Below are 13,487 nucleotides of genomic sequence, written 5' to 3'. Positions count from 1 at the left end.
GGAGCTATATTGTTCTGAACCATTGTTTAGCTGTCTCGGGGGCCCCGCCCGCTGCCGCGCAAATCTAGAAAATAATAGTTTTCGGACAGGCACTATTTAGAAATGGAGGTCACTATATAAGTTATTATTCCCCCAAGTATTGCACCAATTAGGAGTTTGATTAAATCATCTTTTTGGCGCTGTAAAAACCCTCCGCTTTCATGCTTTTTTACTAAATGCAAAGAATAAAAAACGCCAACCCTGCCTAATAATGAAAAAACTGGAATACGATGATTAGATGCCCGAAGAGACGTAAAATAAAACGCCTCTTCGGCATGAATATTGGCATATCCTTCAGTTTGCGCAGATATGACAGTGGGCTCTGCTATATCCTGCTGAAGTAAAGCATGTTTGTTTCTGATGTTCTGGATGATATGAGCCTCGCTGATAATTTTGGTTTCAAGCCTGACAGGGGCATCGGGTATCTGTATTGTTGACTGCCTTTTTGCTTTTTTCGGGTGTGGGGTACAATGCATGATACGGGTTTTTGGAAAAAACAGGGTGAATTTATTTATATACACCTTAAACCAGCAGGGATGTCAAGGGTAAACGGGCTTATGATCAAAACCGGGCAAGGTGGCAAATATCAAGCTGGCACGCAGGTTTTGATGGGCTTTATACGCCGGCCCGCTTTGGTACCCATATCTCCCCTTCAAGCCGGGCAATATCGTCGACCCGGGGCAGGCTTTCAAACTCCGGGAAATGAGCGTCCATGATCAGGGCGGAAACCGCGGCGTCAAATGCGTCTTCTGAATGGATGGCATGTGATGCCAGTTTCGGGGGCAGATCCGGCCTGTGAGCTTTCAGGTAATCGGCCCGGCTTTGCCCGGAACGTTTCACCACAGGACCGGTCAGAATCCTGGGATAGATCTCCACCACAAGGGGCAGTTTACAGGTATCAAAGGGCCAGACGCCAACGCCCTGTTTTCGAATTCTGCGGAGAAACGGCATGCCCCGGATGGAACCGGTGCCGACGGCGCCGGCGCCGCCGATCTGAAACACGGATTTCGGACTGATGCCCAAGGTCCGCCTGCATTGCTCCTCTGTTCTGCGAAAATGGGTTTCGAGGTCGGGCTTTGTTTTTCCGGGACGGCCCCAAAAAGGCCGGCAGCATTGGCTGAGCCATTTTTCTCCGTCACGCTCGGCCAGCTCCCATAGCCCGGACACATTGGACAAGCCATTTTGCCGAAAAAACCAGGCCGGCAGCGAGAACCCAAAATCCAGTCCGGCAACGGCCTTTTTGCGGCAGCAAAGGTGCCCGAGCACTTCATCGACGGCTTCATCCCGGGAACCCATGGGTTCAAGGCGGGTCAGACAGCCTTGGTCGGCTCCGGCCAGCCAGATCTTGTTGGCCGGGTTTTTTGCGCCGGACCAGTCAACCGCCACAGCTCTCACAAGCGGCTCCTTTTATTTGCGGCCATAAATTTATGAAGACGATATAATAGACAGCAAAAGGAAACCTTTTGGCAAGCAAACGGTGATATCCAAAATGGAGGGCGTGAATTCCGATTTCATCTGGTTTTGTTCCTGATTCTTTCCCTGGCACAATCAAAATCTGCAAATTTTGCCGTCCCTTTCTCTATATCCCGCTCTCTGGCCTGCAAAATGTTCCGATGCCATTCAGGCGATGATATGGATGCGGGCTTTCGGCAAAGATCGTCCCATATTTTCTCCATCAACGCTATTTTATCCAGATTTGTCATTTTGTCCAAAGGCAATGAAATATCCGTACCAACCTCCAATTAAAGGCAAATAAACTGTCTTCAAAATAACCAACCCTCAAACACTTCTCAATGAAAAACTTCCTGAGCATTCAAAAAATGATTCATGCCGCTATATCCGGCAAGGATGCCAAGGGTAAACGAGGGCCGGGCGATATCGTCGACCAGGGGCAGACTTTTAAAATCCGGAGAATGAGAGTCCATGATCAGGGGGGCAACTGCACCGTCAAATGCGTCTATGGCGTGGCATGCACCAGAACCCCATACAGATACTCCCGGATTTACAGGAAAAGCATCAAGGCAGTTTGTATTTCCCTATCCGGTCGTTATGCAAGCTGCCCAGGTAGAGATATCCGCTGTATTGCCGGGCGGAGGTGACCTCCTGCAGGTGCCTGCCTGTTGGGTCATGCAGACTTTGGGTGATCTCTCCTTGTTCATTTAGCGCCAGAACCAGGCCGTATGGCTTTGGTGAAGGCCACACGGCTTTGGGGAGCTTGGCCATTTGCGCCTTTAAAAAGGGGTGCGGATGAATGGCATCCAGGAATTTGTTTCGGACCGTAAACAGTGCCAGCCAGAAATCTCCCTTTGGGCTGCTTGAAATGTTATCCGGAAATCCCGGCAGATTATCCATAAAGATTTCCTGTGTTCCGGCCCTGCGGCCTTTTAACCAATAGCGGATGATCCGGTAGCGGTAGGTTTCATTGATCAAAACAAAGTCCTGGTTTTGGGACAAGGCCACACCATTGGCGAAATAAAGGTCCTCAAGCAAAACCCGAACCCTGCCGGTGTCCGGATCATAGCTCAGAAACCGGCCGTGCGGCCTGGCTTCCAAAAGATCATAGAGATATTCGCTCTGGCCGTACCTGGCACTGGCATCTGTGAAATAGATGGTTCCGTCACCGGCAATATCCAGGGCATCGGTAAACCCGAAGGCCACGCCCCCGGCCGAATCGGCCAGGACCTTGATTTCTCCGCGGGGATTAATGGAGAGCAGCCCCTTGTGAGCATCGCAGACGATCAGGTTTTGATCCTTATCAAAATGAAGGCCCAAAGGACGGCCTTTTGTGTCGGCAAAAACCTCCATCTGTCCATCCGGAAAAATCCGCATGATTTTTCCATCCCGGGTCCCGCCATAGACACGGCCCTGGTTGTCCAGTGCCACTTCTTCCGGGCCGTTGACCCTTCCTTTGGCCAGCAGCTCTGCTTCTTTTAGGAGATGGTTGGGTTTGAGCACACCGGTTAGTTCCGGCGGTTCAGGCGGTGTATAAGCTGCCGGATCAATGGGAGAGGATTGCAAAAAAAAACAGCGCGACGATGATAACAAGCGCTGCAGTCAGGCTGAAAATTGTCTTGGTCCGCTTTTTTTTCATGTGCCCGCATTCCTTTCAAAACTTTTCTAAATGCCATGCCACCGGTATTCACTTTCCCAAATAGCAGAAACCTTGACGCCGGATCAAATCCGGATAAAAATTATAGTATCTGCAAAAGCCGGTGCGCCCGGGCGCACTGGCCGGTACAGGCGATGATGGACAGGGAGGCGATGTTGGATGACCAGCAGTTTGCAATGCTTCTGGCGTTTTTGAATTATTCATGGGACGGCTACCGCAAGGTCCGCAAAGGGGTCAAAAAACGTGTGATCCGGCACATGCAGGAACTGGGATGTCGGAACATGGACCATTATCTGGCGCGGCTGGAAGCCGATCCGGGGCTCCGGGCCGAATGCAGGCGGCAATTGACCGTTTCCATTTCACGCTTTTTCCGGGACCTGCGTTTGTGGGAAATCCTTGAAGCCCATGTTCTGCCCGAACTTGCAGCCCGGCAGCCGGAAACGGTAAAGGTCTGGTCTGCCGGATGTGCCGGGGGCGAAGAAGTCTACAGCTTCCGAATCTTGTGGGAAAGCTTTACCGCAAAATACAGCACGCCTCCCCGGCTGAAAGTTATCGCCACCGATCTTGCGCCCCAATACCTGGAGCGCGCGAAAAAAGGCATATACCCGGGCGGCGCTCTGCGGGATGCAGATGCGGAAAGGCGGAGCGACTGGTTTTTCAATGTTAAAAAAGACCGCTATATTGTGCGGCCCTGGGTAAAAAACGGCATTGACTGGCGGGTGCAGGATCTGCTCACAGATCCGCCGCCGGCAGAAGGCCTGGATCTGGTCTTTCTGAGAAACAGCCTGCTGACCTATTACATGCCGGATCTGTCCGCAAAACCCCTGCAGCGGGTTATAAACGCGCTGAGGCCCGGGGGTTTTCTGGTGATCGGGGCAAAAGAGCAGCTCCCGGAAGCCGCCCGGAATCATCTGATGCCCTATGACCGCTATGTTTTTCGGAAAACTGCCGCCTGAATGCCGGAATAACGGATTTTTCTCTCAACCAGTCGCCTCCGGCCCGCGCATTATTCTGAAATCATCTGCATCGCCTGCCCCGGCCGGACTTTGTTTGGAAATCTTATTTACACGACTTCTGCAATATACTTCTTTTTCAACAACCTCCAAAACACCACGGCAAAGGCGGTCAAAGGAATGGCCAGCATCATACCGAGGATGCCGCCGAGTGCCACGCCCCAGAAAAAGACCGCGAAAATGATGAGGGCCGGATGCAGTCCCGTGCGGTTGCCCATAATTCTCGGCGTAAGAACATAGCCTTCGATGGCCTGCACCGCACCGAATACCACCAGCGTCAGGCCCACCTGCAGAAAGCCGCCATCATCGCCGAAATAGGCCAGGGGCAGCGCAACACCGAGTCCCACGATGCTGCCCAGGTAGGGAATAATATTGAGCAACCCCAGCGTCAGGCCCACAACGATACTGTAGGGAAACCCGACCATGGCAAACCCTGCTGCAAAAAGCACGCCCTGGGCCAGGGCGATAATGATCTGGCCGCGGAAAAACGTCAGGAGGATGCCGATGAACTGATCCAACAAATAGATTACGTCTTCTCTGGTTTCCTTTTTGAGAAACGGCAGAAATTGTCTGATCTGGTTGGGTTCAAACGGCCTGGCCATGAGAAAAAAGGCCAAATAAAGGGGAACCACCGCCCAGGCCAGCAATCCCGTCACGGACTGAAACATTTGAACAATGGGCTGCGACATTCGCTCCCAGGAAGTCTGAAGCACACTGGCGGCCATTTTTCCGGGATTGTCCAGCAGGCCGTCAAGCCCGGACATCAGCCCGTATTTCTCCAGCAGTGTGGCGACTTGCGGCCAAAGAGACCGGCCTGTCTCGAGCATGGCATCAAACATGGACGGCAAATCTTCAAACAGCCGGAGCAATTCATTGGCTGCAAAGACGCCGGCAAACCAGACAAAGGCTCCCAGCGGAATGAGGGCGGAAAGAAAAAACAAAGCCAGGCCCCCGGCCCGGGATCCGCGGCAGATCCCAACCAGCCGGGTGTAATAGGGCCGCAGAAGCATCGTCAGAATACCCGCAACCACGGGTGGGAGCAATACATTCTGAAAAACGCCGACAAAGCGCGCCAATCCCCACACAAATGCGCTGAGAGCCGCCAAAAGCAACAGCACTGCTCCCAGGGTCATGGCTGCGGCAATGGTCGCACGCTGCCTTGGGCTCAGTTCGAGTTCATTAAGCATCATACTTTCCAGTGTCTTTTTTTCCCGGTTTTTTTTCGCGTATCCATCCAAAGCGTTCAGACCGATTGAAACATATCAGGCGCGGCCGTAAATCCTGGTGAGAGTGAGATGCCGGGTGGCCTCTTCGGCGGTGAGCTGGTTCGGGGTGAGCCGCCAGAGCCAGTTGCCCTTTGGTTTGGCCGGGTGGTTGATCCGGGCATCCTGGCCCAGGGCAAGGATGTCCTGGATGGGCAGAATGCAGAGGCGGGCCGGAGACATCATGGCCGCGCGCACCAGGAGACGGGCAAAGGTGGCGGGGGTCAGATTTGCGCCAAAATAAGCAGAGGCGCGTTTTTGGGCGATTTCCGTGGCCTCGTTTTCAAACCATCCCGCAGCGGTATTGGTGTCATGGGTGCCGGTGTAGACCAGGCCCCCCGGGTCCACATTATGGGGGGCGTTGGGGTTTTGGGACGGATCATCGTTGAATCCGAACACGAGCACGCGCATGCCGGGCAGATCGTATTGGGCCATGACCTCCCGGACATCTGCGGTGATATGGCCCAGGTCCTCGGCCACCAGGGACAGGGAGGAAATGCGCTGATACAGGGCCCTGAAAAAAGAATGCACCGGCACCTCCTGCCATTTGCCGTTTAAGGCACTGGTATCGGCTGCGGGCACCTCCCAGCAGGCCACCAGGCCCCGGAAATGGTCGATGCGCAGGATGTCAAACAGGTCCAGATTGTGGGAGATGCGGGAAATCCACCAGTCAAAGCCCTGTTTTTCATGGGCTTGCCAGTCATAGACCGGATGGCCCCAGAGCTGGCCGGTGTCGCTGAAATAATCCGGGGGCACGCCCGAGACAACCACGGGCTGAAACTCCGGGTCCAGCTTGAACAGTTCAGGCCGGCACCAGACGTCTGCGCTGTGCAGGGGCACGTAAATGGGCATGTCCCCCATGATGGCGATTTCGTGTTGGGTGCAGAAATCCCGCAGGTCCGTCCATTGTCGGTAAAACAGGTACTGCAGAAAGCAAATCCAGGCAATGGGCTCGGCCAACTGCCGGGATGCGGCCGCCAGAGCGTCGGGCTGGCGGCGGACCAGGCCTGCGGGCCACTGGTGCCAGAACCGGTCCCTGTACTGGCGGGTGAGCACGGTAAACAGGGCATAGTCATCGAGCCAGTGGGCGTGCTGCCGGCAGAATGCCTCAAAGTCGGGCTCTTTGCGGTGGAGCTCAAAGGCCTTTGCAAAAAGATCCTTTCTGACTTCCCAGGCCGCGTCATAGGCGATTCTGTCCGGGGAGGCGGTGATCTCCGTGATGCCGTCGATATCAGCCTTGCCGATAAAGCCGTGCTCGGCCATCTGCTCCGGGCTGATGAGCAGGGGGTTGAAGGCAAAGGCCGAAAGGCTGTGATACGGGGAATGGCCGTGTTCGGCCTCGGTTGGGGTCACGGGCAGGATCTGCCATACATGCTGGCCTGCGGCGTGCAGAAACTGAACAAACTCCCGGGCCGCAGGGCCCAGGTCGCCGATGCCATACTTTGCGGCAAGGCTTTGAACAGGCAGCAGAATGCCGCTTGAGCGTATTTTGATCATCCTGATTCCTCCATGGCCGGGTTCTGATAAAGCACTGCCACGCAATCACCCGGCAGTGCAATGCCGGCCGTGTTGATTGGCGGATTTTTTGCCGGACAAAGTTTGATCTCCATCCGATCTGCCCCGGAGACCGGCACAAGCTGTGTCTGATCAGCCAGATTGCAGGCCACTGTCAGTGCGCCCCGGGTCATGACCAGCCAGCCGGCGGCATCATCTGCTGTGGCCTGCACCCGGTCCATGCGGCCGTCTGCGGCATCGGGCAGGTTTTTGCGCAGCGCGATCAACTGCCTGTACCACTCCAGGATCTCTGCATGGGGCCGGGTTTGTTTTTCGTCCCATTTCAGCACGCAGCGGGCAAAGGTGTCACTGGCCTGGGGATCCGGGATTTGTTCCGGATCCCAGCCGAAAGCGGCAAATTCTTTGCACCGGCCCTTTTTGACCGCCTCGCCCAGCTCCGGGTCTGAGTGATCCGTAAAATACTGAAACGGTGTGGACGCTGCCCATTCCTCGCCCTGAAACAGCATGGGAACAAATGGAGACAGCAGCATGAGGGCTGCGCCGGTTTTGAGACGGCCCGGGCTGATCAGGTGGCTTAATCGCTCGCCCAGGGCACGGTTGCCCACCTGGTCGTGATTTTGCAGATAGCCCAGAAACCGGTGCCCGGATAGGCCGTGCACGGGCCTGCCGTGATAACGCCGGCGGAAAGCGGAAAACTGATTGTCATACACAAACACCCGGGTCAGCGCCCGGGCAATGTGGGAAAGTTTTCCAAAATCCGCGTAATACCCGGCTTGCTCGCCTGTGAGCACGGCGTGGAGAGCATGGTGGAAGTCATCACTCCATTGGGCGTCCATGCCGTGGCCGCCTGCGGCTGCGGGCCGGACAGTGCGGGGATCGTTTAAGTCGCTTTCCGCGATCAAAATTTTGTGGCGACCGGTTTGGGCCTGGATTTGATCCGCTGTCCGGCGGAGATCTTCGAGAAAATGAATTGCCGAAAGGTCGAAAAACCCGTGGACCGCGTCGATGCGAAGGCCGTCCACGTGGTAGTCGCGCAGCCACATGGCCGCGTTGTCACAGAAAAACCCGCGCACCTCGTGGCTTTCTGCGCCGTCGAGGTTCACGGCCCGGCCCCAGGGGGACTGGTAGTGATCCGTGAAATACGGCCCAAAGCAATCCAGGTAATTGCCGGCCGGGCCCAGGTGGTTGTAGACCACGTCCAGGATCACGGCCAGGCCTTTGGCGTGGCAGGCGTTGACCAGGCGCTTAAATCCCTCCGGGCCGCCGTAGGCCTCGTGGGGGGCAAACAAATTAACCCCGTCATATCCCCAGCCGCGGGTGCCGGAAAACCCGTTTACCGGCATGATTTCCACGTGGGTGACGCCCAGGCCCAAAAGATGATCCAGGTGCCCGGTCACGCCGTCAAACGTGCCCTTTTGGGAAAACATGCCCACATGGAGTTCATAGATCACCGCAGATGACAGGGGCCGGGGCTGAAAACCGTCATCGTCCCAGACAAAGGCGCTGTGATCCAGGGTCTGGGAAGGGCCGTCAATGCCTTTGGGCTGGCGCATGGACCGGGGATCAGGCACGGGGTCCTGGCCGTTTACCACAAAGGTGTAATCGGTTGCCGGGGAAACGGGTTGGCCCAGGCGCCACCAGTTTCCGGCTGTTTTTTCAAGCGGTATGGTCCGCCCGCTGATCTGTACTTCAAGGCTGTCGGCAAAAGGGGCCCAGACTTCAATCACCGGCATTTGCTTGTTCCTTGTAAACGGAAATAAAACATCAGGCAGCTTTTTCCTGGAAACAATGAATTTAAACCATGAAGAGCAGGAAGGTCATGAAGAAAAAAAATTTAAACATCCCTTTGTGTTCTTTATGCCCTTCATGGTATTTATTGTTATTTCAATTTGTTCTGTCTTCACTATTTTGTCCGCACCAAAAGGGCCACTGGAAAGCGGTCAAGGATTTCCCGGAAAAGAAATTCCGGACCGGTAAACAAATCGCCTGTAAACACATTTTCCCATGGGCCCTCGGGCAGGCAGGCCCGGGTGTCGGCCCAATGGCCGGGAAAGTTCATGATCAGGCGCGGGACGATCACTGCAGCCTGTTTTCCGCGCAGATACGCCAGGGCATGATCCTGGTGCGGGCCGGTCACGTCAGCCGGCTGATACTGGGCCTCCGGGGAAAACAAATGCGCGTGATGTCTCCGAAAATCCAGAACCCGGCTGGTTAAAAAAAGCTTGGGCAGGCCGGAATCCATGTCTGCCATAATCTGCTCCAGGGTCATGTCTTTGATGGATTTGAGCAAATGACGGCACCGGGCAAAATCCACCGGCCTGCGGTTGTCCGGGTCCACCAGGCTCAAATCCCAAAGCTCGGTGCCCTGGTATAAGTCGGGCACGCCCGGGGCCGTGAGCTTCACAAGGGTCTGGGACAGGGAATTGATCCGGCCCGGGAAGATGAGCGGGTCCACAAATGCCTCAAAGTCGGACATGAAAAAGGAATCTGTCAGAAGATTTCGGGTAAAGGCCAGCAGTGCATCTTCATAGGCTTCATCGGGCTGCTCCCAGCAGGTAAACTCCCGGGCCTCACGGGCGGCTTTCCGGATAAAGGCGCAGGCCCGGTCCGAATCCATTGGCCATGCCCCGACCAGGGACTGGTAGAGCAGGTATTCGATATTGGCATCCGGCAGATGACCGGTCTTGTGCATGGCATTGTGGGCGGCCCAGCGGCGCACGGCCGCCCCCCACTGGTCCGGGATCTCGGATAACAGCGCCAGGCGGGCGCGCACATCCTCGCTTCGCTTGGTGTCATGGGTGGAGGTGGCCAGCATGGCAGCCGGGCATTTCTTCTGCCTGGAAATCATGGCCTCGTGAAATGCCCCGGCAGACAGGCCGAACGCCTCCGGGTCCCCGCCCACCTCGTTTAGGCAGATCAGGCGGTGATACCGGTAAAAGGCCGTATCCTCAATACCCTTGGCCGTGACCGGGCCTGAGACCTGCTGGAACAAAAGCATCCATTGGGTTTCTGCCTCGCCGACAATCCGGCCGCAGCAAAGATCAGCCAGAAAGTCAAACAGCCGGGGATCGGTTTTAGGCTGCCGGGATTTGGCCTCGGCTGCGGTGCGGGCGATAACTTGGGTGTCTGCTCTGTCTGCCGGTATGTCTTCGCGCACATAAGTGCGGTAGACCGGCATGCAGGCAAGCATCTGCCGGATCGCCCGGGAAAGCTCTTTGCGGGTATGATCCCGGAAGCAGCGGTGGTTTTCGCAGATAGCCACCAGCCGGTGGATCAGCCGGGAGATTTCGGCGCCCAGCAGGTCTTCCATAACCCGGTGCTTGCACGCGTGGGCAAGGTCTGGGTAGCTGGTTTTGCGGGTGGTGAATTTTTCGTAAATCCCGGTGAAAGCGGTTTTGTTTGCCGGATCCACAAACAAGCCCATGACAAGATTTAAAAAATCATACCCGGTGGTGCCCGCAGCCGGCCATGAACCGGGCAGGTCCTCTCCGGGGTGAAGGATTTTTTCCACAACAATCCAGGCGTCAGGCGCGGCGCTTTGCAGCCGGCTGAGATACTGCTCCGGGTCCTTTAACCCGTCAGGATGATCAATGCGCAGGCCGCAGACCCGGCCCTGTGCCGCCCAGTCAAGAATGCGGGCGTGGGTGGCTTCAAACACGGCCGGGTCTTCCACGCGCACCCCGGCCAGGGAGTTGATGGCAAAAAACCGGCGGTAGTTGATGTCTTCGGATGCGGCGCGCCAGCTGGCCAGACGGTAGTGCTGGTTTTCCAGGAGGTTGTCCAGGGCGTTGATATTGGTGTTAAAATAATCAGCCAGGACCGCGGCCCGGCAGGCCGGGTCTGCATGGTCTGCGATATTTTCCGCAGAACCAGGCCGCAGGGGCAGCACATGATCGTGATATTGGCACACAAGGCCGTGTTCCGGGCAAACCGCCACCCGGATTTTGCCGGCTTCCAGGACCCGGCCGTACTGGTCTTCCAGGATGGGCAGCAGGATTTTGCCGGCCAGGCGGTTTTCCGGGGGATTCCAGTCAATGTCAAAATACCCGGCATAAGCGCTGGCAGGGCCCTTTTTGAGCACATCCCACCACCACTTGTTGGCGGCCGGGTGGAATACGGCCATGTGATTGGGCACAATGTCGATGACCTGGCCCAGGCCGGCATTGGCCAGGGCGCTGCAGAAGCGGTCATGGCCGGGCTGGCCGCCGAGTTCGGCATTGACGCGGGACGGGTCTGTGACATCATAGCCATGAGTGGAGCCGGGAGCTGCCTGCAGATACGGGGATGCATACACGTGGCTCACCCCCAGAGCGCCTAAATAGTCTGCGATCTGGGCGGCATGGTCAAAGGTAAAGCCCGGGTGAAACTGAAGGCGATAGGTGGCCCGGGGGATGTGGTTTTGCGTTTGCGCCGTCATTGCGCGTCGGGCTCCTTTTCCTCAACCCGGAAAAGCACAACCGATCGACCCTCCAGCCGGATTTCGCCGCCGGGTTCGATCCGGTTTTCGTCTTCCACAAAACCGCCTGCAGCGGTGTCGATTACCCGGAACCAGCCGCTGCCCCATTTTTCTCCGGGCAAGTTCACGTCCAGGGTTTCGTGGTGGGCATTTAAAATAATGTAGAAGCTGTCATCGGTTACCGGATCAGCCTTGATATGGGGGTTGGGAATGGACTGGCCGTTTAAAAAAACCCCCAGGGTCCGGTCGGATGCGTCATCCCATTCCTCCTCTGCTTTTTGCCGGCCGTCGGTGTTAAACCAGGCAATATCCTTGACATCGCTTCCGTGGATGGGCCGGCCCTGGAACCAGCGGCGGCGGCGGAACACCGGGTGCTCCCGCCGAAAGGCGATCAGTTTGCGGCAGAATGCCTGCAGATTTAAATCCGCGTTTTCCCAGTCATACCAGGAAATCTCATTGTCCTGGCAGTAGGCGTTGTTGTTGCCCTGCTGGGTGCGGCCCATTTCGTCTCCGCCCAAAAGCATGGGCACGCCCTGGGACAAAAACAATGTGGTCAGGAAATTGCGTTTCTGCCGGGCGCGCAGTTCCAGGATTTCAGGATCGTCTGTGGGGCCTTCGGCACCGCAGTTCCAGGAGCGGTTGTGGTCCTCGCCGTCGTTGTTGTCCTCGCCGTTGGCCTGGTTGTGCTTTTCATTGTAGGAGACCAGATCGTTTAGGGTAAATCCGTCATGGGCGGTGATGAAATTGATGCTGGCATATGGCAGCCTGGAGGTGTTTTCATAAAGATCCGAGCTGCCGGTAAAGCGGGAGGCCAGCTTTTCCAGCACCTGGTCCTGGCCGCGCCAGTAGTCGCGCATGCAGTCGCGGTACTTGCCGTTCCACTCCGACCACAGGGGCGGAAACTTGCCCACCTGATATCCCCCTTCGCCCACGTCCCAGGGTTCGGCAATGAGCTTGGCCTGGCTGATCACCGGGTCCTGCTGGATGATGTCAAAAAACGCAGACAGCCGGTCCACATCGTGCAGCTCCCGGGCCAGGGCCGAGGCCAGATCAAAGCGAAACCCGTCCACGTGCATCTGCTCGATCCAGTAGCGAAGCGAATCCATCAGCAGCTGAAGGGTGTGGGGATGGCGCATGTTCAAGGTATTGCCGCAGCCGGTGTAGTCCATGTAATAGCGGGCATCGTCTGTGAGCCGGTAGTAATAGGCGTTGTCAATTCCTTTAAAGCAGAGCATGGGCCCTTCATGGTTGCCCTCTGCGGTGTGGTTGTAGACCACGTCGATGATCACTTCGATACCGGCCTGGTGAAAGGCCATGACCATTTGCTTGAACTCAGAGACCACCCCGCCGGGCCGGCGGTCTGCGGCATACTGATCGTGCGGGGCAAAATAGCAGATGGAATTATACCCCCAGTAATTGGAAAGCCTGTTGTCCACAAGCCGCTTGTCATGGATGAACTTGTGCACCGGCATCAGCTCCACGGCCGTGATGCCCAAATCGTGAAAATACTCGATGGCGGCCGGGTGGGCCAGGCCGGCATAGGTGCCGCGCAGGTCTTCCGGAATATCCGGGTGCTGCATGGTAAAACCCCTGACATGGGTTTCATAGATAATGGTTTCATGCCAGGGAAGATGCAGGCGGCGGTCGCCGGTCCAGTCAAAATGGGGCTGATGGACCACGCACTTGGGAACAAAAGGGGCGCTGTCAACATCGCTTTTCACGTCCGAACCGTCTGCAAAGGCATAGGGAAACACGGCCTCGTCCCATTGGACCCGTCCGGCAAGGGCCTTGGCATAAGGGTCGAGCAGGAGTTTTGCCGGGTTGCAGCGATGGCCGTTTTCCGGCTCCCACGGACCGTGGACCCGGTAGCCGTACTCCTGTCCGGGTTCCACTGCGGGCAGGTATCCGTGCCAGCAGAATCCCGTGACCTCGGGCAAATCCACCCGGGTCTCGCCGCCGTTATCGTCAAACAGGCAGAGCTCCACCCGGTGGGCGATTTCAGAAAAAATGGAAAAATTTGTGCCGGCCCCGTCATAAACGGCACCCAGGGGAAACGGCGTTCCGGGCCAGATTTTCATGGTGTGTGCAATCCT

Annotated in this window: 11 protein-coding genes; 1 reads left to right on the top strand and 10 read right to left on the bottom strand. The window is 56.5% G+C overall.

What is annotated here, in order from left to right; genetic code table 11:
* Positions 1-92: 92 nt before the first annotated feature.
* The 5 genes from ACTCIA_RS08140 to ACTCIA_RS08120 form a co-directional block, all read right to left on the bottom strand.
* The gene (locus tag ACTCIA_RS08140; protein ID WP_463001310.1) at positions 93-560 is read right to left on the bottom strand and encodes a hypothetical protein; all 468 of its coding nucleotides are present in this window, start codon (positions 558-560) and stop codon (positions 93-95) included.
* A gap of 94 nt (positions 561-654) precedes the next feature.
* A complete protein-coding gene (locus tag ACTCIA_RS08135; RefSeq protein ID WP_463001309.1) occupies positions 655-1,434 on the bottom strand; it encodes a hypothetical protein in 780 nt (259 codons plus the stop codon).
* A gap of 116 nt (positions 1,435-1,550) precedes the next feature.
* Positions 1,551-1,742: an addiction module protein gene (locus ACTCIA_RS08130; protein WP_463001308.1), complete on the bottom strand. Its 192-nt coding sequence runs from the start codon at positions 1,740-1,742 to the stop codon at positions 1,551-1,553.
* 87 nt (positions 1,743-1,829) lie between these two features.
* Positions 1,830-1,964, bottom strand: a complete 135-nt coding sequence (locus ACTCIA_RS08125) for a hypothetical protein (RefSeq protein WP_463001307.1) — start codon at positions 1,962-1,964, stop codon at positions 1,830-1,832.
* Between the two features lie 91 nt (positions 1,965-2,055).
* Positions 2,056-2,994: an SMP-30/gluconolactonase/LRE family protein gene (locus tag ACTCIA_RS08120; RefSeq protein ID WP_463001306.1), complete on the bottom strand. Its 939-nt coding sequence runs from the start codon at positions 2,992-2,994 to the stop codon at positions 2,056-2,058.
* Positions 2,995-3,300: 306 nt separating this feature from the next.
* On the opposite strand from ACTCIA_RS08120, the gene ACTCIA_RS08115 reads away from it, so the two are divergent.
* Complete coding sequence (locus ACTCIA_RS08115; protein WP_463001305.1) at positions 3,301-4,104, top strand: CheR family methyltransferase; 804 nt, start codon at positions 3,301-3,303, stop codon at positions 4,102-4,104.
* A gap of 107 nt (positions 4,105-4,211) precedes the next feature.
* On the opposite strand, the gene ACTCIA_RS08110 is transcribed toward ACTCIA_RS08115, so the two are convergent.
* From ACTCIA_RS08110 to glgX, 5 genes are all read right to left on the bottom strand, one after another.
* Positions 4,212-5,351, bottom strand: a complete 1,140-nt coding sequence (locus ACTCIA_RS08110) for an AI-2E family transporter (RefSeq protein ID WP_463001304.1) — start codon at positions 5,349-5,351, stop codon at positions 4,212-4,214.
* Between the two features lie 72 nt (positions 5,352-5,423).
* Positions 5,424-6,920 carry a 4-alpha-glucanotransferase gene (gene malQ, locus ACTCIA_RS08105; protein WP_463001303.1) on the bottom strand — a complete coding sequence of 499 codons (1,497 nt, stop codon included), beginning with the start codon at positions 6,918-6,920 and terminating at the stop codon, positions 5,424-5,426.
* On the bottom strand, positions 6,917-8,671 hold the full coding sequence (gene treZ, locus ACTCIA_RS08100) for a malto-oligosyltrehalose trehalohydrolase (protein WP_463001302.1): 1,755 nt from the start codon (positions 8,669-8,671) through the stop codon (positions 6,917-6,919). The genes malQ and treZ overlap by 4 nt, the downstream gene beginning before the upstream one ends.
* A gap of 170 nt (positions 8,672-8,841) precedes the next feature.
* On the bottom strand, positions 8,842-11,355 hold the full coding sequence (gene treY, locus ACTCIA_RS08095; protein WP_463001301.1) for a malto-oligosyltrehalose synthase: 2,514 nt from the start codon (positions 11,353-11,355) through the stop codon (positions 8,842-8,844).
* A complete protein-coding gene (gene glgX, locus ACTCIA_RS08090; protein ID WP_463001300.1) occupies positions 11,352-13,472 on the bottom strand; it encodes a glycogen debranching protein GlgX in 2,121 nt (706 codons plus the stop codon). The genes treY and glgX overlap by 4 nt, the downstream gene beginning before the upstream one ends.
* Positions 13,473-13,487 lie beyond the last annotated feature (15 nt).

This window comes from Desulfosalsimonas sp. (assembly GCF_055149105.1).
The sequence above is the reverse complement of the archived record's forward strand: the minus strand, read 5'-3'. Positions and strand labels throughout refer to the sequence as shown.

What these genes read in the sequence shown, in the direction of transcription:
- ACTCIA_RS08130 (WP_463001308.1), bottom strand. Translation starts at nt 1,742, where the DNA reads ATGACAAATCTGGATAAAATAGCGTTGATGGAGAAAATATGGGACGAT.
- ACTCIA_RS08125 (WP_463001307.1), bottom strand. Translation starts at nt 1,964, where the DNA reads ATGGACTCTCATTCTCCGGATTTTAAAAGTCTGCCCCTGGTCGACGAT.
- ACTCIA_RS08115 (WP_463001305.1), top strand. Translation starts at nt 3,301, where the DNA reads ATGTTGGATGACCAGCAGTTTGCAATGCTTCTGGCGTTTTTGAATTAT.
- ACTCIA_RS08110 (WP_463001304.1), bottom strand. Translation starts at nt 5,351, where the DNA reads ATGATGCTTAATGAACTCGAACTGAGCCCAAGGCAGCGTGCGACCATT.
- malQ (WP_463001303.1), bottom strand. Translation starts at nt 6,920, where the DNA reads ATGATCAAAATACGCTCAAGCGGCATTCTGCTGCCTGTTCAAAGCCTT.
- treZ (WP_463001302.1), bottom strand. Translation starts at nt 8,671, where the DNA reads ATGCCGGTGATTGAAGTCTGGGCCCCTTTTGCCGACAGCCTTGAAGTA.
- treY (WP_463001301.1), bottom strand. Translation starts at nt 11,355, where the DNA reads ATGACGGCGCAAACGCAAAACCACATCCCCCGGGCCACCTATCGCCTT.
- glgX (WP_463001300.1), bottom strand. Translation starts at nt 13,472, where the DNA reads ATGAAAATCTGGCCCGGAACGCCGTTTCCCCTGGGTGCCGTTTATGAC.